The 19,459-nt window shown below is 72.6% G+C and carries 19 protein-coding genes; 3 read left to right on the top strand and 16 right to left on the bottom strand.

Translation table 11 applies throughout. From position 1 onward, the window contains the following. Positions 1-3 precede the first annotated feature (3 nt). From ACFWAR_RS01410 to ACFWAR_RS01470, 13 genes are all read right to left on the bottom strand, one after another. Positions 4-678, bottom strand: a complete 675-nt coding sequence (locus tag ACFWAR_RS01410) for a 1-hydroxy-2-methyl-2-butenyl 4-diphosphate reductase (RefSeq protein ID WP_385772216.1) — start codon at positions 676-678, stop codon at positions 4-6. Continuing rightward, complete coding sequence (gene shc / locus ACFWAR_RS01415) at positions 675-2,747, bottom strand: squalene--hopene cyclase (RefSeq protein ID WP_385772217.1); 2,073 nt, start codon at positions 2,745-2,747, stop codon at positions 675-677. The genes ACFWAR_RS01410 and shc overlap by 4 nt, the downstream gene beginning before the upstream one ends. A gap of 122 nt (positions 2,748-2,869) precedes the next feature. Next, a complete protein-coding gene (locus tag ACFWAR_RS01420; RefSeq protein ID WP_385772218.1) occupies positions 2,870-3,988 on the bottom strand; it encodes a polyprenyl synthetase family protein in 1,119 nt (372 codons plus the stop codon). Between the two features lie 50 nt (positions 3,989-4,038). Further along, a complete protein-coding gene (gene hpnE, locus ACFWAR_RS01425) occupies positions 4,039-5,412 on the bottom strand; it encodes a hydroxysqualene dehydroxylase HpnE (protein WP_385772219.1) in 1,374 nt (457 codons plus the stop codon). Positions 5,413-5,473: 61 nt separating this feature from the next. Further along, entirely contained in the window at positions 5,474-6,442 is a 969-nt protein-coding gene (hpnD, locus tag ACFWAR_RS01430; protein WP_385772220.1) for a presqualene diphosphate synthase HpnD, read from the bottom strand. Next, the gene (gene hpnC / locus ACFWAR_RS01435; protein WP_385772221.1) at positions 6,439-7,368 is read right to left on the bottom strand and encodes a squalene synthase HpnC; all 930 of its coding nucleotides are present in this window, start codon (positions 7,366-7,368) and stop codon (positions 6,439-6,441) included. Before hpnC ends, hpnD begins: the two co-directional genes overlap by 4 nt. 407 nt (positions 7,369-7,775) lie before the next feature. Then, complete coding sequence (locus ACFWAR_RS01440; RefSeq protein WP_385772222.1) at positions 7,776-8,564, bottom strand: ABC transporter ATP-binding protein; 789 nt, start codon at positions 8,562-8,564, stop codon at positions 7,776-7,778. Continuing rightward, on the bottom strand, positions 8,557-9,486 hold the full coding sequence (locus ACFWAR_RS01445; protein WP_385772223.1) for an ABC transporter permease: 930 nt from the start codon (positions 9,484-9,486) through the stop codon (positions 8,557-8,559). The genes ACFWAR_RS01440 and ACFWAR_RS01445 overlap by 8 nt, the downstream gene beginning before the upstream one ends. Before the next feature lie 122 nt (positions 9,487-9,608). Continuing rightward, positions 9,609-10,454 carry a glycosyltransferase gene (locus ACFWAR_RS01450; protein ID WP_385772361.1) on the bottom strand — a complete coding sequence of 282 codons (846 nt, stop codon included), beginning with the start codon at positions 10,452-10,454 and terminating at the stop codon, positions 9,609-9,611. Between the two features lie 35 nt (positions 10,455-10,489). Next, positions 10,490-11,269, bottom strand: coding sequence for a CDP-alcohol phosphatidyltransferase family protein (locus ACFWAR_RS01455; RefSeq protein WP_385772224.1), 780 nt, complete (start codon positions 11,267-11,269; stop codon positions 10,490-10,492). Further along, positions 11,247-12,308: an iron-containing alcohol dehydrogenase family protein gene (locus tag ACFWAR_RS01460; RefSeq protein ID WP_385772225.1), complete on the bottom strand. Its 1,062-nt coding sequence runs from the start codon at positions 12,306-12,308 to the stop codon at positions 11,247-11,249. The genes ACFWAR_RS01455 and ACFWAR_RS01460 overlap by 23 nt, the downstream gene beginning before the upstream one ends. Then, positions 12,296-13,048 carry a sugar phosphate nucleotidyltransferase gene (locus ACFWAR_RS01465; protein WP_385772226.1) on the bottom strand — a complete coding sequence of 251 codons (753 nt, stop codon included), beginning with the start codon at positions 13,046-13,048 and terminating at the stop codon, positions 12,296-12,298. The genes ACFWAR_RS01460 and ACFWAR_RS01465 overlap by 13 nt, the downstream gene beginning before the upstream one ends. Further along, on the bottom strand, positions 13,045-14,838 hold the full coding sequence (locus ACFWAR_RS01470) for a DUF5941 domain-containing protein (RefSeq protein WP_385772362.1): 1,794 nt from the start codon (positions 14,836-14,838) through the stop codon (positions 13,045-13,047). Before ACFWAR_RS01470 ends, ACFWAR_RS01465 begins: the two co-directional genes overlap by 4 nt. A gap of 422 nt (positions 14,839-15,260) precedes the next feature. Here ACFWAR_RS01470 and ACFWAR_RS01475 point away from each other — a divergent pair, with 422 nt between their 5' ends. Both ACFWAR_RS01475 and idi read left to right on the top strand, forming a co-directional pair. Then, positions 15,261-15,824: a GNAT family N-acetyltransferase gene (locus tag ACFWAR_RS01475; protein ID WP_385772227.1), complete on the top strand. Its 564-nt coding sequence runs from the start codon at positions 15,261-15,263 to the stop codon at positions 15,822-15,824. Positions 15,825-15,958: 134 nt separating this feature from the next. Beyond that, complete coding sequence (gene idi / locus ACFWAR_RS01480; protein WP_385772228.1) at positions 15,959-16,558, top strand: isopentenyl-diphosphate Delta-isomerase; 600 nt, start codon at positions 15,959-15,961, stop codon at positions 16,556-16,558. 58 nt (positions 16,559-16,616) lie between these two features. On the opposite strand, the gene ACFWAR_RS01485 is transcribed toward idi, so the two are convergent. Then, positions 16,617-17,138, bottom strand: coding sequence for an ATP-binding protein (locus tag ACFWAR_RS01485; protein ID WP_385772229.1), 522 nt, complete (start codon positions 17,136-17,138; stop codon positions 16,617-16,619). Between the two features lie 94 nt (positions 17,139-17,232). Continuing rightward, positions 17,233-17,928, bottom strand: a complete 696-nt coding sequence (locus ACFWAR_RS01490) for an HdeD family acid-resistance protein (RefSeq protein WP_385772230.1) — start codon at positions 17,926-17,928, stop codon at positions 17,233-17,235. An 84-nt stretch (positions 17,929-18,012) separates the two neighbouring features. On the opposite strand from ACFWAR_RS01490, the gene ACFWAR_RS01495 reads away from it, so the two are divergent. Further along, on the top strand, positions 18,013-18,807 hold the full coding sequence (locus tag ACFWAR_RS01495) for an enoyl-CoA hydratase/isomerase family protein (protein WP_385772231.1): 795 nt from the start codon (positions 18,013-18,015) through the stop codon (positions 18,805-18,807). Here the strand turns inward: ACFWAR_RS01495 and ACFWAR_RS01500 are convergent. Further along, positions 18,797-19,432, bottom strand: a complete 636-nt coding sequence (locus ACFWAR_RS01500) for a DJ-1/PfpI family protein (protein WP_385772232.1) — start codon at positions 19,430-19,432, stop codon at positions 18,797-18,799. The two genes, ACFWAR_RS01495 and ACFWAR_RS01500, sit on opposite strands and share 11 nt — an antisense overlap. Positions 19,433-19,459: the final 27 nt, after the last annotated feature.

Here is a 19,459-nt window from a genome sequence, read left to right on the forward strand (position 1 = left end):
GGCTCACCTCCTGGGGAGCAGCGAAGAACGGTGCCATTCATAAAATGCGGGCAGTACGGCACGCAATACACGGAAAGCCGATATTCCACCGCGTACGGTGCCGATTCGGACCAGCTCATGCTCCGGAGCGTCCACGATCACCCGGACGGCGGCAACCGGGCGCGGCCCGGTGACGTCGCCGGTGTGGGCGGCGGTCCAGAGGGTGGCAGCCGATTCCATGTCGACCGCGATGGCGCCGGTGGCGCGCAGGTGGGCGCGCTCCTGGCCGCGGACGACGTGGTCGGAGCCGATCAGGGGGCCGGTGTGGACGGTCCGGCCGGGTGCCGCCCGGGCGAGCGCCTCGGCGAGGCGCTCGGTGGCGACGCATGCGACGGCTCCGCGCGGGTCCCGGGTCTCCTCGGCGACCACCAGGTCGCCGGGGTGCATGCCGGGGACGAGCCCGGCGCAGAAGCCGGTGGCGAGGACCGCCGCCCCGCGCATCCGGGGTGCCTCCAGCGAGCGGGCCACGGCCCGCTCGGCGGCGCGCGGCCCCATGCCGCTGCGCAGGACGGCGTACCCGCCGGGCGCGCCGCGGTGGCGGCCGCTGCGCAGGGCCAGCTCCTCGATGCGCAGGGCGCAGGCGATCAGGAGGGGGGCCCGCGGTCCGGTCTCGGGCCCGACGGCCCGGGCCGCGGTCATCGGGGTTCCCCGTCCGCGACGGCCGGGGCCGTGGCCGCCCCGCCCCCCGCGCGGGCGGCCGCGCCGTCGGCGAAGGGCTCGCCGTACAGGTAGCGGCCGAGTGCGGTCAGGGGGAACACCTGCCGGTAGAGGTGGTAGTTGATGGAGAAGTCCCAGGGGAAGCCGGTGCCGGTGAAGTAGGGCTCGTCCCAGGAGCCGTCGGCCCGCTGGGTCTCCACCAGGTAGGCGATCCCGCGCCGCACGGCCCCGGTCTCGCGCTCCCCGGCCGAGAGCAGGGCCATCAGCGCCCACGCGGTCTGCGAGGCGGTGGAGGCGCCGCGCCCCGCCCAGGAGGGGTCCTGGTAGGAGCGCTGGTCCTCGCCCCAGCCCCCGTCCTCGTTCTGTACGGTCTCCAGCCAGGCCACCGCGCGCCGGATCGCGGGATGGCCGAGCGGGGTCCCGGCGGCGGTGAGCGCGGGGACCACCGACCCCGTGCCGTAGACGTAGTTGGTGCCCCAGCGGCCGAACCAGGCCCCGCCGGGCTCCTGTTCGGCGAGCAACCAGTCGATGCCGCGCCGGGTGCGGGGATCGCCCGACCTGCCCTCGACGGCGAGCATCTCCACGACGTGGGCGGTGACGTCGGCCGAGGGCGGGTCGATGACCTCGCCGAAGTCGCAGAAGGGCAGCCGGTTGGGCAGCACGCTGGTGTTGTCGGCGTCGAAGGCGCCCCAGGCCCCGTTGCGGGACTGCATGCCGAGGTTCCAGGACACCCCGCGGGCCACGGCCGCCTCCAGCCGCGCGGGGTCCGGGTGGCGGATCCGACGCAGGGCGAGCACGACCTCGGCGGTGTCGTCGATGTCGGGGTAGTTGTCGTTGTGGAACTCGAACGCCCAACCCCCGGGGGCCAGTCCCGGGCGTTTGACGGCCCAGTCGCCGCTGCGGACGATCTCCTCGCCGAGCATCCAGTCGGCGGCCTTGACCAGGGCGGGGTGATCGGGCGCGAGTCCCGCGTCGGCGAGCGCGATCGCGGCGAGGCAGGTGTCCCAGACCGGGGACTGGCAGGCCTCGATCATCCGCGCCCCGTCCTCGCGCCACACGGCGAACCGGTCGAGGGACTCCAGCCCCGCGCGCATCACCGGGTGGCGCAGGTCGTAGCCGAGCAGGTGCAGCGCGATGACGGAGTACACGGCGGGCGGTTGGATGCCGCCCCAACAGCCGTCGTTCTCCTGGCGTTCGATGATCCAGCGGGCGGCCGCGGCCATGGCGGCCTTGCGCAACCGGCGCGGCGCGAACCGGCGGTAGAGGTGCAGGGCCCGGTCCATGCGCTGGAAGGCGCCGTCCCAACTGGCCAGGCGGGCCAACTGCCGCGCGGGATACGGGTCCCGCGCGTCGGCGTGCAGTTCGTCGAGGGCGAAGGGCGCGGGGCGGACCGGCCGCTGGGCGGAGACGATCGTGAGCGGCACGATGGTCTGGCGGGCCCAGCAGCCGAAGTCGTAGATGTTGAGCGGCACCCACTTGGGCAGGAACACCAGCTCGGGCGGGAGTTCGGGCAGGTGGTCCCAGCTCCACCAGCCGAACAGGGCGAGCCAGATCCGGGTGAACACCCGGGCGGCCGCGATCCCGCCGTGGGCCCGGATCCAGGCCGAGGCGCGGGCCATGTGCGCCTCGTCCGGATCGTCCCCGGCCAGGCGCAGGGCGACGTACGCCTCGATGGTCGCGGACAGGTCCGACGGGCCGCCGTGGAAGGTGGCCCAGGTGCCGTCGGGGCCCTGCTCGCCGCGGATGAACAGGCCGGCCGCCCGGGTGGTGGCCTCGTCCTGGACGCCCAGGAACTGCCGCAGGAACAGGTCCTCGGCGTCCATGGTGACGTTGGTCTCCAGGTCGCCCTTCCACCAGCCCTCGGGGTCCTGGCGGTCCAGCAGGTTGCGGGTGGCCCGGTCCGCGGCCTCCCGGACGCGCTCGTCGGTGGCCCGGGCCCCGGCGCGTGCGGGGCCCGGCGGTGCGCCGCGCTCCGGGCACGGCGGTGGTGCGGTGTCGCTGTCCGAGTCGGTGCCGCAGTCCCCGGCACCGCCGTCGGTCGTCGCTGTCATGACTTCCCCTTACGTGGCAGTGTCCTCTGCTGTGCTGGGGTCCGCCGTCGGCCGGTGCGCGCTACCCGTGGGAAGCGGCTCCGGCCGGCGACTTGCGCGTCATATCCGCGTTCGGGTGGCGATCACCTCTTGCGCACGACGACGAAGTCGGCGAGGGCGACGAGCTGGTCGCGCACCTGCTGCGGCATGTCCACGTCGTCGAGCGCCTTGACGGCGATCACGTGCTGGCGGCGCGCCTCGTCCGCGGTCCACTGGCGACCGCCCGCCGCCTCGATGAGCGCGGCGCGGGCCGCGAACTCCTCCTCCGAGAAGTTCTCGAAGTCGTTGCTCTTCGCATCCGCGGCGAGGAGTTCGGCCAGCTCCTGGGAGGCCGGGCCGCCCGCGGCGAGCGCGGCGACCACGGGCAGGGACTTCTTGCGCTGGCGCAGGTCGCTCCAGGTCTGCTTGCCCGTGGACTCGGGGTCGCCCCAGATGCCGAGCAGGTCGTCGACGGCCTGGAAGGCGAGGCCGAGGTGGTAGCCGTACTCCTCCAGCTTGTCGGCCGTACGGTCGTCGGCGCCGCCGAGCACCGCGCCGATGGAGACCGCGCAGGCGAGCAGCGCGCCGGTCTTGTTGCCCTCCATCTCCAGGCACTCCTCGACGCTGACGCGCTCGCGGTGCTCGTAGGAGATGTCCTGGGCCTGACCGTCGATCAGCTTGCGGCTGGCGGTGGTCAGTCGCAGCGCCGCCCGCCCGGCCTCGACGGTGCCCAGTTCCAGCAGCAGCTCGTTGGCGAGCGCGAACAGCGCGTCGCCCACCAGGATCGCCAGGGCCGGGCCGTGCACCTTCCACACGGTGTCGCGGTGGCGGCGCTGCTCGTCGCCGTCCATCAGGTCGTCGTGCAGCAGGGAGAAGTTGTGCACCAGCTCGACGGCGACCGCGCCGGGGACGCCGACCTCGGCCGCCGCGCCCGCCGCCTCGGCGGAGAGCAGCGCGAGCGCGGGGCGCACGGCCTTGCCGCCGTCGCCGTCGGCCGGGTTGCCCTGGGCGTCGATCCAGCCGAAGTGGTAGGCGGCGACGGTGTCCATGGGCGGTGCGAGCCGCTCGACCGCCGCGCGCAGGACGGGAGTCGACAGGGTGCGACCGCGCTCCAGGAGCGCGACGGTGTCCGTGCGCTCCGCTCCGCCGCGGGCCGCGCCCGCGGCGCTCGCTGCGCCCTCGGCCTGCTCGGCGCTCCCGACAGCCGGGTTCCCCGGGTTCACTGGCTCTCCTCTGGTTCCTGTACGTGCGGTACCGGTCGTGCTGGTGATCGTCATGCCGCCTCCTGCAGCGGGTGTTCGCGGGGGCGGCCGAGGGCGGCGAGCGCGGCGTGGGCCGCGTTCAGTCCGCTCCGTACGGCGCTCTCCATCGTGGCGGGCCAGCCGGTGGCGGTCCACGCGCCGGCCAGGTAGAGCCCGGGCGCGTCGGTGCGGGCCGCCGGTCGCAGCCTGCCGACGCCGGGCGTGGGGGCGAACGTGGCCGTCCGCTCCCGGGTGACGAAGAAGTCGCGGACCTTGGCGCCGCGGGCGGCGGGCAGCAGCCGCTCCAGCTCGGGCAGGTACTTCGCGCGCAGCACCGAGACGGGTTCGTCGATGTCGTCCTGGGCGACGGACTGGGACAGGGCCAGGTACTGGCCGCCGTCGGCCAGGCCGGAGCTGTCGGTCCGGTCGAAGACCCACTGGACCGGGGAGCCGAGCGCCGCGAAGAAGGGCTGCTTGAGCACCTTGCGGTCGTAGACGACGTGGACGTTGAGGATGGGGGCGGTGCCGATGTCGAGGAGCTTGTCGGGGTCCTCGAGGGCGCCGGGGGGCAGCAGGCCGTGGGCCTCGCGCTGCGGGACGGCGAGCACGACGGTGTCCGCGTCGATGCTCCGGTCCTCGGTGTCGACGCTCCAACCGCCTTCCGCGGTGCGGGTGATGTCGGTGACGCGGGCGCGCAGTTCGGTGCGGACGCCGGCCGCGTCGAGGGCCTTGCGGGCGAGGGTGTCGTGGAGTTCGCCGAGCGGTACCCGGGCCCAGCCGATGTCGGCCGCGCCGTTCTCGGAGAGCAGTCCGGTCTTGAAGACCATGGCGGCCAGTCCGAGCGAGGACTGTGCGGCGGTGGCGTTCAGGGTGGCGATGCCGACGAGGTCCCACAGGGCCTCGATGGCCCGCGGGGACTGTCCGTAGCGGCCGAGCCAGGTCGCGAAGTCCAGCCCGTCGAGCGCCGGGTCGGCCGGGTCGAGGCGGCGCAGCGCGAGGGCCGCCCGTCCCACGCTCGCCCGCTCGGCGAGGGAGAGGTGCGGGTACCGGGCCAGCGACGCGGCGAGGTGCAGGGGGACGGGCAGGGCGCTGCGGCGCAGTCGGCCCAGTCGGGGCCCGCCGGGGTGCGCGACGTCGAGGACGGGTACGTCGAGCCGGTCCTGGAGCGGGGCGAGGTCGGCGCCGTCGATCCGGTCCAGGAACCAGCGGTAGGCGGTGCAGCAGCGCAGGTAGACGTGCTGGCCGTTGTCGACGTCGAGGTCGCCGCGCTTGAAGGAGAAGGCGAGCCCGCCGAGCCGGGGGCGGCCTTCCAGCAGCGTCACGCGCATGCCGGCGTCGGCGAGCTGGAGCGCGGCGCTCACTCCGGCGAGGCCGCCCCCGATGACCACCGCTCGGTCCGCGGTCATTGATCCTCCTTGTTCGCCCCGACAGACGCCGGGGCGCCGCTCGGGGTTGCGCCGGTTCGCATCAGGGCCGCCTCCGGGTGCTCTGGCGCGAGATGGTCCGGGCGTCGAGGCCCGAGAGGCCGCGCACGGCGACGTACGCTTTTTCGCGCGCGGGCAGCGAGACGCGCCCGCGCAGCACCGCTTCGGGTTCGCGCTCGATCCGGTCGAGCAGGCGCCGGTAGATCCCGGCCATGGCGGCGACGCAGGCGCCGCTGCGCCGGTCGAGCATGGGCAGCAGCCGGTAGCCCTCGACGAACAGGGCGCGGGCGCGGCGCACTTCGTGGTGGACGAGTCCGGCGAAGTCCGCTCCGGCGGGGGCCCGGTCGCTGTGGAAGCCGTCGGAGCAGCCGAACTTGGCGAGGTCCTCGGCGGGCAGGTAGGTCCGCCCGTTGCCCGCGTCCTCGCGAACGTCCCTGAGGATGTTGGTGAGTTGCAGGGCGAGGCCGAGGGTGTCGGCGTACTCGCCCGCGCGTGCGGCGTCCGGCGCGCCGGGCGTCGTGCCGAACACGCCGAGGGAGAGCCGGCCGATGGCGCCCGCGACGCAGCGGCAGTAGACCTTGAGGTCGTCCCAGGTCTCGTAGCTCTCGCCGCGGACGTCCATCAGGACGCCGTCGATGAGTTCGTCGAGGCCGCCGAGGGGGATGGGGAAGCGGCGGGCGGCGTGGGCGAGGGCGACGGCGACCGGGTCGGTGTCGTCCTCGTCGACGGCGCCGTCGATGACCCGGGCGAGCAGGGCGCGGGTCTCCTCCAGCCGGGCGAACTTGGCTTCGGGCGGGAGCGTCCCGTCACCGATGTCGTCGACGCGCCGGGAGAAGGCGTACAGCGCGGACATCGCCTGCCGCTTGTCGGTGGGCAGCAGCCTGATGCCGTACGCGAAGTTGCGCGCCTGGGAGCCGGTGACGGCTTCGCAGTAGCTGTAGGCGGCGAGTACCGGTGCCGACGGGGCGGACGGTGCGGACGCGTGCGTGGGGCCCTCCACGTTCGGGCTCACCTCTTTCTCGGCGCTGTGCGCAGGACGGCGGCCACCTCGCGGAGCAGGCCGCTCTTGGTGGGCTTGGGCGGGCCGGGTGCCACGTCGAATCCGGCGGCTGCCACGGCGTTCAGGGCGGCGCGCCCGCCTCCCACGAAGCCCGCGAGCAGCACCCGGAGTCTGCCGTGCACGCTACCCACCAGGGGGGTGCCTTCATTCAGCAGCCGGCGGGCGCGTTCGGATTCGAACGCGACCAGGGAGCGGACGGACGCGTTCGCGACCGGGGCGCGCAGGTCGGCCTCGGTGACGCGGAAGCGGCGCATGTCCTGGGCCGGGAGGTAGATCCGGTCCCGGTCCAGGTCCTCGGTGATGTCCTGGAGGTGTTCGACGATCTGCAGGGCGGTGCAGATCTCGTCGGAACGGCGCACGCGTTCGGGGGTGCTGGTCCCGGTGAGGGAGAGCACGAGGCGGCCGACCGGGTTGGCGGACAGTTCGCAGTAGGCGAGCAGGTCCTCGTACGTCGCGTAGCGCGCCACGCGCTGGTCCTGCCGGTTGGCTTCGAGGAGCCCGAGGAAGGGTTCGGGGGTGAGCCCGTGCGCGCGCACGACGGGCCGCAGGGCCCGGAGCAGCGGGTGGCGCGGGCCTTCGCCCGAGGAGGCGAAGACCCGGTGCAGGTCGGCCTCGAAGGCGTCCAGCATGGCGAGCCGGTCGTCCACCTGTTCGGGGTCCAGGCCCAGCAGCACGGCGTCGCGGCCACCGGGGGCGAGGTCGCCGTCGCCGATGTCGTCCACCAGGCGGGCGTAGCCGTAGACCGCGGTCAGGCCGTCGCGCCAGGCGCGGGGCAGGAAGGCGGGCGCGACGGGGAAGTTCTCCGCGGCGGCCTTGCGGAGGGTGGCGCGCGCGGGGTCGGCGTCCTCCCGGGGACGGGTGCGCTGCCCCGGGGTCACCGCCCGCCGCCCGGGGCGGGGACGGCCAAAACGCCTGGGGGCCGGAGAATTCCCGTAGCCATTGCCGTCACAACTCCCGTTCTACACTGCCGACCCAATACATCCTATTTCGGACACGCCGCCGGACTTTACCCGGGGTGCGCCGGGCCGTTCACCTGCGGGGAATCCGGCCCGCATACCGCGATTCAGGACCGGTCCAGCTTACGTTGTACAACGGCGCCGGGGCCTATCGGGTATTCGCCCCATTACGAGATGTCACAGCGGGGGAAATATCACCACCGCGCGCCCCCGCGGAAGCCGGTGGGAAGAGGACATCGCGAGTCCGCCCCGACCGCGCCCCGACACGCCGAAGGCCCCGGCCGCTCAGCACGGCGGGGGCCTTCGGCGTGTCGCCCTGGGAATACCGGCTAGCGCCCGGTTTCCTTCTCGTAGGCGGAGACGACCTCTTCGGTCGGTCCGTCCATGAGGAGTTCGCCGCGCTCCAGCCAGAGCACCCGGTCGCAGGTGTCGCGGATCGACTTGTTGCTGTGGCTGACGAGGAAGACCGTGCCGGCCTCCTTGCGCAGTTCGCGGATGCGCTCCTCGGAGCGGATCTGGAACTTCCGGTCGCCGGTGGCGAGCGCCTCGTCGATCATCAGGACGTCGTGGTCCTTGGCCGCGGCGATGGAAAAGCGCAGTCGGGCCGCCATGCCGGAGGAGTAGGTGCGCATCGGAAGGGAGATGAAGTCGCCCTTTTCGTTGATGCCCGAGAAGTCCACGATCCCCTCGTAGCGCTCCTTGATCTCCTCGCGGGACATGCCCATCGCGAGGCCGCCGAGCATCACGTTGCGCTCGCCGGTCAGGTCGTTCATCAGCGCCGCGTTCACGCCGAGCAGCGAGGGCTGACCGTCGGTGTAGACCTTGCCGGACTCGCAGGGCAGCAGCCCGGCGATGGCCCGCAGCAGGGTGGACTTGCCGGAGCCGTTGGAGCCGATCAGCCCGATGGCCTCGCCGCGGTACGCGGTGAAGGAGACGCCGCGCACGGCGTGCACCTTGCGCACCCCGGGCGTGTCGCCCTTGTTCTTGCGGCGGCGGATTATTTTGCTCAGGGCGGCGGTCGCGCTGCCCTTGCCCCCGCCGCCGGTGTTGACGCGGTAGACGATGTGCACGTCGTCCGCGATGACGGTGGGGACCTGCCCCACGGTGGTGTCAGCCACGGCCGTAACGCTCCTCGGACTTCCAGAAGTAGACGAAGCCCAGCCCGCCGACGACGACCGCCCAGCCGAGCGCGAAGGCCCACACGTGCGGCGGCAGCTTGGCGGCGGTGTAGTTGTCGATCAGCGCGTACCGGATGAGGTCCATGTAGATGGCCGCCGGGTTCCACTGCAGGACGTCCGAGATCCACTGCGGCTTGCCCTTGAGGAAGGCCTCGATGGAGAACATCACGCCGGACGTGTACATCCAGGTGCGCAGCAGGAACGGCATCAGCTGGGCGAGGTCGGGGGTCTTCGAGCCCATCCGCGCGAAGACCAGCGCCAGCCCGGTGTTGAAGACGAACTGGAGCACCAGCACGGGCACCACCAGCAGCCACGACAGCCGCGGGTAGTTGCCGAACCCGATGGTGATCACGACGACCACGATCATCGAGTACAGCAGCTGCTGGAGCTGCTGGAGCGAGAAGGAGATCGGCAGCGAGGCGCGCGGGAAGTGCAGGGCGCGCACCAGACCGAGGTTCCCGGAGATCGCCCGGACCCCGGCCATCACGGAGCTCTGGGTGAAGGTGAAGACGAAGATCCCGATGACCAGGAAGGGGATGTACTCCTTCAGGGTCATGCCCTTGGACGCGCCGAGGATCACGCCGAAGATCAGCAGGTAGACACCGGCGTTCAGCAGTGGGGTCGCCACCTGCCAGATCTGGCCGAGCTTCGCCTGGCTGTACTGGGCCATCAGCTTGGCCTGGGAGAAGGCCATGATGAAGTGGCGACGTCCCCAGAGCTGCCGGACGTACTCGCCGAGCCCGGGCCGGGCACCGCTCACGGACAGGCCGTACTTCTTGGCTAGCTCCGCGGCCGTGAGGCCTTCGTCGGCTGACGGCGGCCTGCTCGTGGCGAGGGCGCCGTCGTGGGTTGTGTCACTCACAAGTTGAAACTTTCGTCTTCAAGATGCGGCAGGGGGCGTCGGGCCGGGGCGCCGAGTGCCAGGGATAGGCACCCATGCTCCCAGACCCGGCGTTGTCGTCAGATGACGGGTGGTCGGCGCCGTCAGATGACGGGGGGCCGACCGAGCCTGGTCAGCCGCCATACGGTCCGCCACTTCATGGGGCGGCGGGGACCGCACGGGGTGACCCAGCCCTCCTTGAACCCGCCGAACCACGCCTTGAGGGCGCTCGCGGAGGGGCGGCGGGCCAGCGTCAGCAGCAGCCAGACGCCGACGTACACGGGAACGAGCGGGGCGGGCAGATTGCGCCGGGCCAGCCACACCCGGTTGCGGGCCACCATCCGGTGGTAGACCGCGTGCCGGGAAGGGGCCGTCTTCGGGTGCAGGAGCACCATGTCGGCCCGGTAGTCGATCAGCCAGCCCGCGTCGAGCGCGCGCCAGGCCAGGTCGGTCTCCTCGTGCGCGTAGAAGAACTCCGCGGGAAGCGCCCCGACCTGATCGAACACCTTCGTCCGTACGGCGTTGGCGCCGCCGAGGAAGGTGGTCACGCGGGAGGAGCGCATCGGGTCGGAGGCGCGCAGCCGGGGCACGTGCCGGCGCTGGGTCTCGCCGCTCTCCGGATCGGTGATCCGGAAGCTGACGATCCCCAGTTCCGGGTCCTCGGCGAAGGCCCGGCGGCACAGTTGCGCGGTGTCGGTGCGCTCCAGCAGTCCGTCGTCGTCGAGGAAGAGCAGGGCGTCCACGTCGCGGCCACCGGGGCCGAAGGCCTCGATGCCGACGTTGCGGCCGCCGGGGATGCCCAGGTTCTCCGGCAGGTCGACGGTGCGGACCCCGTCGGGCAGGCCGGTGACCCGTACGCCCTGGCCCACGACGACCACCTCGACGGGGTCGCCCTCCTGCCGGGCCACGGAGTCGAGGAGCGCCTTCAGCTCGTCGGGCCGGTTGCCCATGGTGATGATCACGGCGCCCAGCCGCAGCGGCGCGGTCACTTGAGCCTGCTGGAGGCCAGGATGGAGACCAGGTGCAGCACGGTCTGGAGCATCGCGATGCCCGCCAGCACGGCCACGCCGAGCCGGGAGAAGTACAGGTCGCCCCGGATCTGGTCCACGACGGCCAGCGCCAGGATCAGCAGGGAGGCCTCGATGCCGAGGACCAGCCGGTGGAACTTGAGCGCGGCGGCGGCCTTGCGGGCCAGCGCCATGCCGGAGGAGCGCGGCTCGGCCGCCGCGTCCTTGACCACGGGCTTGCCGGCCTGGTGCCGGGCGACGCCGACCAGGTCGGTCTCGGCCTTGATCAGGATCGCGCCGAGCGCCGCCAGGGTGCCGAGGAAGGCCCACAGCCAGTCGATCCGCCCGCCGCCCCACAGGTCGGCGGCGCGCAGGCCGAAGCCGACGAGGACGGCGGCGTCGCACAGGTAGGCGCCGACGCGGTCCAGGTAGACGCCGGAGAGCGAGAACTGCTTCTTCCAGCGGGCCACCTCGCCGTCGACGCAGTCGAGCAGCAGGTAGAGCTGGACCATGACCACGCCGAGGACGGCGCCCCAGACGCCCGGCAGCAGCAGCGCCGGGAGGGCGAGGACACCGGCGAGGGTCATCACGTAGGTCAGCTGGTTCGGCGTGACCTTGGTGGTGACCAGGAGGCGGGTGATGCGCAGGGAGATCTCGCGCATGTAGAGGCGCCCGCCCCAGTGCTCGCCGCTGACCCGGTCCTTGACGCCCGCCGGGTGAACGACGGGCCGGAGTTCAGCTACGGATGGTCTCTGCATAGTCGGAGTAGGCGTCCCTGATCTCGGCGGCGGACAGGTTGAGGTGCTCCAGGATGGTGAAACGTCCCGGGCGGGTCTGGGGTGCGTACTCCACGGCCGCGACGAACTCGTCCACGCTGAAGCCGATCTCCTCGGGCAGCACGGGCAGCGCGTGGCGGCGCAGCACCTCGGCGAAGAGCCCGGCCTGCTCGGTGGCCCCGCGCAGGTGCATCGCGAAGGCCGCGCCGAGGCCGACCTGCTCGCCGTGGAGCGCGGAGCGCCCCGGGTACAGCAGGTCGAAGGCATGGCTGATCTCGTGGCAGGCGCCGGAGGCCGGGCGGGTGTCCCCGCTGATCGACATGGCGATGCCGGTGAGCACCAGGGACTCGGAGAGCACGGTGAGGAACTCGTCGTCGCCGACGCCGCCGGGGTGGCGCAGTACGGCTTCGCCCGCGGTGCGGGCCATGGCGGCGGCCAGGCCGTCGACGGGCTCGTCGGTGATCTTGTGCGACAGCTCCCAGTCGGCGATGGCCGAGATGTTGGACAGCGCGTCGCCGATGCCGGAGCGGACGAACCGCACCGGGGCGTCGCGGACCACGTCCAGGTCGATGACCAGGGCGATCGGCGTGGGGACTCCGTAGGAGCCGCGGCCGTTGTCGTTGTCCAGCGTGGCGACCGGGGAGCAGATGCCGTCGTGCGAGAGGTTCGTGGCGACGGCCACCATGGGCAGTCCGACCCGCGCCGCGGCGTACTTCGCCACGTCGATGATCTTGCCTCCGCCCAGGCCCACGACGGCGTCGTAGCGACGACCCTTTATGTCGTCGGACAGCTTGACGGCGGAATCGATCGTGCCGTCGACGACCGGGTACCAGTCGGCGTGCGGCAGGACGGGCTCCAGCTTGGCGCGCAGCGCCACCCCGGAGCCGCCGCTGATCGCGATCGCCAGCTTCCCGGACGCGGAGATCCGCTGGTCGGCCAGCAGGCCGGCCAGGTCGTCCATGGCGCCGCGACTGATGTCGACGACGACCGGCGAGGGGATGAGCCGCGTCAGTACAGGCATGCGATCGTCCGGCCCTTGGCGAGGTCGTCGTGGTTGTCGATCTCGACCCACTTGACGTCGCCGATGGGGGCCACGTCGATCGTGAAACCGTCGTTGACGAGCTGCTGGTAGCCGTCCTCGTAGTAGAGGTCGGGGTCGCGCTCGAAGGTGGTCTTGAGCGCCTCGGCCAGCGCCTCGGCGGCCTCCGGCTCGATCAGGGTGACGCCGATGTACTCGCCGGTCGCGGTGGCGGGGTCCATCAGCTTGGTGATCCGGCGCACGCCCTGCTCGCCGTCGGTGATGACCTTCATCTCCTCGTCGGCCAGGTGCTTGACCGTGTCGAGGGCGAGGATGATCTTCTGGCCCTGGCCGCGGGCGGCGAGCAGGGTCCGCTCGACGGAGACCGGGTGCACGGTGTCGCCGTTGGCGAGGATGACGCCCTGCTTCAGGACCTCACGGGCGCACCACAGGGAGTAGGCGTTGTTCCACTCCTCGGCCTTGTCGTTGTCGATCAGCGTGATCTTGACGCCGTACTTGGCCTCCAGGGCCTCGCGGCGCTCGTAGACGGCTTCCTTGCGGTAGCCGACGACGATGGCGACCTCGGTGAGGCCGACCGCGGCGAAGTTGCCGAGGGTCAGGTCGAGGACGGTGATGCTCTCCTCGTCGCCTGCGGGGCCGACGGGCACGAGGGCCTTGGGGAGGGTGTCGGTGTAGGGACGCAGGCGGCGTCCGGCACCGGCCGCGAGGACAAGGCCGATCATGCTGGTTCTCCTTCGTCATGTACGGCGGGTGCTCCCGAGGAGACCCAGAACCGGATGCTCTCCACGAGCACCACGAGTGCCACGAACACGGCCAGGGCCGTGAGCGCGACGGGGAAGTCCGAGGCGCGCTCCGCCAGGACGGTGGCCAGGGCCGTGGTCAGCAGGACCCGGCCCTCGTGGCCGCCCGTCGTCCGCACCAGCCAGTGCGGGGGCGCGCCGGTGCCGCCGCGGATGCGGTACACCGTGTCGTAGTGATGGTAGGCGACCGCCGCGACCAGTCCGAATGCCGCCGGAAGGGCTCCGGGGACGTCCGACTTCGCCGCCAGGATCAGGACCGTCGTGTATTCGGCGGCCCGGAAGACGGGCGGGACGAGCCAGTCGAGGGCGCCCTTCAGCGGGCGGGCGACGGCCGCTCCCGCGAGGACGGCGTAGAAGACGGCCGCGACGAGGACCTGGCGGGCTCCGAAGGCGGACGCCCACGCCGTCCACACCAGGGCGACCGATCCGATGACGGCGGCGGCGATCCCGGCGCCGGGCGCCATCTTGCCGACCACCCGCCCGGCCAGCTCGGCGAGCGGGCCGGAGTCGGCGAGGTCGGCGAGGGCCCGAGCGGCCCGGTCGGTGCGCCGGGCCCTGCGGGTCAGGGAGCGCAGCACCCGGCCCGCGGTGGTGTAAAGCGCGCCGAAGGCGCAGCCGACGAGCAGGGCGTAGAAGACGATGCGGGGGGTGGTGACGGCGGTCAGGACCGCGATCATCGCCCAGCGCTCGCCGATCGGCAGGATGATCATCCGGCGGACCCAGACCGTCCAGCCGACGCTGTCGAGCTTGTCGGACAGCGCGGCGGTGGGGCTCGTGTTGGCGGTCGCGTCGTGGTTGGCCTCGTTGAAGGCGAAGTCCACGACGTGGCGGCAGGTCATCAGGATCATCGAGCCGAGCGCCAGGGCCCAGACGTCGTCCCCGTCGCGGGCCGCGCCGAGCGCCAGACCCGCGTAGAAGGAGTACTCCTTCGCCCGGTCGAAGGTGGCGTCGAGCCAGGCGCCCATCGTCGAGTACTGCAGCGAGTAGCGGGCGAGCTGCCCGTCGGTGCAGTCCAGGACGAAGGAGACGAGGAGCAGGACGCCCGCGGCGACGTAGCCCCCGCGCTCACCGGTGGCGGCGCAGCCCGCCGCGATCAGCGCGGTGATCAGCGAGGCGGTGGTGACCTGGTTCGGGGTCAGCCCCCGGCGCGCGCACCAGCGGGCGATGTAGCGCGAGTACGGGCTGATGAAGAAGGTGGTGAAGAACCCGTCGCGGGACTTCACGGCGGTGCGCAGCCGGACGGCCTCGTCGTCGACGGCGGCCACGGCGGCCTCGGCGGCCCGGCGCTCGTCGCCCGCCGCGGGGACGGCCGCGACGAGGCTGCCCAGCTCGGGGCGGTGGACGGGGGTGCCGGCGGCCTCGACGGACGCGGCGAGCCGGTCGGCGTAGGGAGCGGGGTCCGCGTCCCCGCCGTCGGCGCCGGCCGCGACGGCCCGGGCGAGCGCGGCGCGGGCGCCGCTCTGCACGGCGAGCGCGCCCGGCACCGCGCAGGCGTCGAAGCGCGGGTCGGTGAGGGCCAGGCGCAGGGCGTGGGGGTGCCCGACGAATTCACTGTCGACGATCGCGACCCGCTGGTCGGCGGGTACGGCGGCCAGCGCGGCGGTGGCGCGTGCCGGATCGGTCGCGGGCTCGACGTCGAAGCCGAGCGATTTCAGCTCGTCCGCGAGTGTGGAGCCGGGGACCGGCTGGCCGGTGAGGATGGCGGTCGGCAGACGAACTCACTCCTTGCGACGTACACACGGGACGGCCGCCAGGTGGGGCGGCGGCACGTCGGCAGAGGCTATCGGATGAATGGAAGCGGGGGTTCACCACCCGATCGCAGCCCGACCATCCGATGATTACCGGGCGCGCGGGCCCTTTCGGATCATCATTGACGATCGTGCCACGCCCGCCAAACCGCCCGGATGTTAGGGTATTCGCTGGCGTGTACGAATCCCGTTCAAACGCCTTCTAGTACGCCTTGGGGCGTCCTGGTGTTGTAAGAGCCGACTTATCCGGAAAGAGGTGGGGTTGATGACCGTCATAGGGATCGCCGCTGTGCAGGGCGACTACCACCGGTACCCCACCATTCACCGGGTGTCCGGCCGGGCCTGATCACCAGGCGTCGGCCGGAGCCCTTTTCCGAGGGTTCACGTTGACCGACAACTCCTTCCACTCCTCCACCTCCGCCTCCACCCACGGACCGGGCGGCGCTCCGCGCTGGCCGGCCCGGCCGGAGGTCCCCTCCGACGCGGCCGCGGTCCGCGCCGTCAACCTGGCGGCCTTCGAGTCCCCTCTGGAGGCGGACCTCGTGGACGCGCTGCGCCTCGATGACGCCTGGCTGCCCGGTCTCTCCTACGTGACCGAGGCCCCCGACGGCTCGATCGCCTCGCACGTACTGCTCACCCGCTGCACCGTGGACGGCGCGCCCGCGCTCGCGCTCGCCCCGGTCGCGACGTCTCCCGCCCTCCAGCGGTCCGGCGCGGGCAGCGCGGTCATCCGCGCCGTGCTCGCGGCGGCCCGGGAGCGCGCGGAGTCGCTCGTGCTGGTCCTGGGGCACCCCGCGTACTACCCGCGCTTCGGATTCGTCCCGGCGTCGCGCTTCGGCATCCGTGCGCCGTTCGACGTACCCGACGACGCCATGATGGCTCTAGTGCTGGACGATTCCGTCCCTGTACCTATGGGCACGATCACGTATCCCGCCCCCTTCGGCGTCTGAGACGTCCGATCCCCACGGGCTGCCCTGCGCCGCATACCACGCGGTGGAGGGCAGCCCGGCACAGATCACCGAAGTGGGGACAAGCCGCTTTTGTGCGGCAGACTGAACGCCGAAGTCCGAAGCGAAGGATGGGTATGCCGACCACACCAGCCACCGCCGCGAACAGCGCGTCCACCGGCGCCGGCACTCAAGAACCGATCATGCTCGAACTGGTCGACGAGTCCGGTCACACCGTCGGCACCGCTGAGAAGCTCTCTGCGCATCAGGCGCCCGGTCTGCTGCACCGGGCCTTTTCCGTGTTCCTCTTCGACGGGCAGGGCCGACTGCTGCTCCAGCAGCGGGCACTGGGCAAGTACCACTCCCCCGGCGTCTGGTCGAACACCTGTTGCGGACACCCCTACCCCGGGGAGTCGCCGTTCGCCGCGGCCGCCCGGCGCACCCACGAGGAGCTGGGCGTCTCGCCCTCGCTGCTCGCGGAGGCGGGGACCGTGCGCTACAACCACCCCGACCCCGCGTCGGGGCTGGTCGAGCAGGAGTACAACCACCTGTTCGTGGGACTCGCCCAGGCGAGGCTGCGCCCGGACCCGGAAGAGGTCGGCGACACCGCCTTCGTCACGGCCGACGAGCTGGTCAAGCGCCATGCCGCGGAGCCGTTCTCGGCCTGGTTCATGACCGTGCTGGACGCCGCGCGTCCGGCGATCCGCGAGCTGACCGGCGAGGCCGCGGGCTGGTAGGCCCCGAGCCGCTCCGCTTCACCCACCGCCGCCGCCGCGGGCGACGACCGCAGACCGGTCAGCCCGCGGCGGTGAGCGGCAGGGCGGCCCAGATGACCTTGCCGCCGGTGGAGGTGTGCTCCACGTCGCACACCCCGCCCGCCTCCCGCGTGACCTCCCGGACCAGCAGCAGGCCGCGCCCGCCCGTCTGCCCGAAGTCCGCTTCCAGCGCCTTGGGCCGGTAGGGGTGGTTGTCCTCGACCGCCACCCGGACCCACTCGCGGCCGATCGCGACCTCCACCGCCACCTCGGGCGAGAGCAGGGCCGCGTGCCGCACCGAGTTGGTGACCAACTCGGAGACGATCAGCAGCAGCGCGTAGACCAGGTCCTGATCGGCCGGTACGCCCTGCCGCCCGAGCAGGTCGCGGACCGCCCGGCGCGCCTGCGGAACGGATTCTTCTAGCGAGGGCGCGGTGAACCGCCACACACCTTCGTAGGCGAGGGGACCGGCCGGGTCGTCCGGCGCGCTCCCCTCGACTGGCGGGACACTCCCGCTGACGTCCATTTCCCGGCCCCCGTCTTCACGCTCGATCGTCTCCACGCGTCAAGAGTGGGGACCGGGCTGGTCCGGACCGCGCCACTGACCACAAGTCAGCGTGATTCGGACACTTTTTGACCGGCGACGCATGGCGGAGTCAGTTGTTCGACTGTTCCTGATCTTCCACGGACCGCTTGTCGGCCGCCTCCCGCGCCGTGGCCGCCGCCTCCGGGGCCGTCGCCACCGCCGTCGCGCCCTCGTCGTCCCTGACCAGGCCCAGGATCCGGCGCGCGCCCAGGCCCAGCGCCACCAGGCTCAGCCCGTCGAACAGCAGGGCGAGCGAGAAGAAGGTGCCGATCACGTACTGACTGCTGCCGGGCCAGCTCCACAGCACCAGGATCCCCAGCAGCACCCCGAAGGCACCCTGGACCAGCGTCAGGACGAAGTTCGCACCCCGCACGACCAGGGCGCCCGCCAGTCGGAACACCCCGCCGGTCAGGAAGAGCAGCGCGGCGAACATCGTGAGCGCCTCGGCGCTCGCCTCGGGGCGCCGCAGGATCACGAACCCCGCGGCGAGGTTGATCGCGGCGACGATCACGGCGAGCCAGAAGTAGTTGCTCTTGCGGGCCTGCACCGCCTGCAGGAGACCGACCAGACCGCCGACGAGCAGCAGCCAACCGAAGAGGAACATCGAGGTCAGCGTGGCGAAGCCGGTGTAGACGAGGCCGACCAGACCGGCCAGCACGAGGATCACGCCGAGCAGCGCCAGCAGGCCGAAGCCCCGGCTCAGCTTCTCCTTGCCCTGCTTCTCCCGTCCGTTCTCGTCGATGCGGCGTGTGCGCTCTGCGGCCATGGACGTGCCTCCTCGTCGGCACCCCCCGGCTCCCCCCGGACTCCCTTGATCATAGGATCGACGGCCCGGGATAGCATCCGGCGCATGGACGCGCAGCTACTGCACACCGTCGCGGACGGGGTCGCCACGGTCGTCATCTCGCACCCCGCCAAGCGCAACGCCATGACGGCCGCGATGTGGCGCGCGCTGCCGGAACTGCTGGAGGGCCTCGCGGCCGATCCCGCGGTACGGGCGCTCGTACTGACCGGGGCCGGGGACACCTTCTGCGCCGGCGCCGACATCTCCTCGCTGCGGGCGCCGCAGCGGTCCGCGGGGCCCGCGGAGGATCCGCAGACCCTGGCCGTGCGGGCCGAGGAGGCGCTCGCCGCGTTCCCCAAGCCCACCCTGGCCGCGATCCGCGGGTTCTGCGTGGGCGGCGGCAGCCAGCTCGCCGCCGCCTGCGACCTGCGGTTCGCCGAGGAGGGGGCGTCCTTCGGGGTGACCCCGGCCCGGCTCGGGATCGTCTACCCCGCGTCCTCGACCCGGCGCCTGGCCGCCCTGGTGGGTCCCGCGACCGCCAAGTACCTCCTGTTCTCCGCCGAGCTGATCGACGCGGACCGGGCGCTGCGCACCGGCCTGCTGGACGAGCTGCTGCCCGCGGGTCAACTGGACAAGCGCGTCGCCGAGTTCACCCGGATCCTGGCCGGGCGCTCGCGGCTCACCCAGGCCGCGGCGAAGGAGTTCGCGAACGGGCGCACGGACCGGGACGCGCACTGGGCGGCCCAGGCGCGCGGCAGCGGCGACACCGCCGAGGGGGTCGCCGCCTTCCTGGAGCGCCGCACGCCCGCCTTCACCTGGGCGGTCGGCGGGGCCGCCGCGCCGGACCCCACTACTCCATGACGAAACGGCTCTGCTCGCGCCACTCGGCCACGATGTCGGCGGGGGCCTTCTCGGGCGAGCCCGCGTCGTAGGGCGGCTGCGGGTCGTACTCGGTGAGGAGCTGGACGGACTGGGCCAGCCGGTCCCCGCCGATCCGGCCGAGCAGGGTCAGCCCCATGTCGATGCCGGAGGACACCCCGGCCGCGGTCACGTACTTGCCGTCGGTGACCACCCGTTCCCCGGTGGGCTCGGCGCCGTACGACGGGAGCTGGTCCAGGGCCAGCCAGTGGCTGGTGGCGCGCCGGCCCCGCAGCAGCCCGGCGGCGGCGAGCAGGAGCGAGCCGGTGCACACCGAAGTGGTCCACCGCGTATGGGCGTCCGCGGTGCGCAGCCAGTCCAGGAGGACCTCGTTCTCCATCTGCGCGCTCTGGCCGGGCCCGCCGGGGACCAGCAGGATGTCCGGGGCCGGGACGTCGGCGAGGGAGCGATCGGCGACCAGCGCGAGCTGGCCCGAGTCGTTACGCACGGGCCCGGGGCGCTCCGCGACGAAGACGGTCTCGGCGCCGGGGAGGCGGCCGAGCGTGTCGAAGGGGCCGATGGCGTCGAGGGCGGTGAACCGGTCGAAGAGCAGGACGGCGATCTGCATGCGGTGTCCTCCGGGAACGGGCACGGG

The sequence above is a fragment of the Streptomyces sp. NPDC059917 genome, assembly GCF_042730635.1.
In the GTDB taxonomy this organism is placed as follows: Bacteria; Actinomycetota; Actinomycetes; order Streptomycetales; family Streptomycetaceae; genus Streptomyces.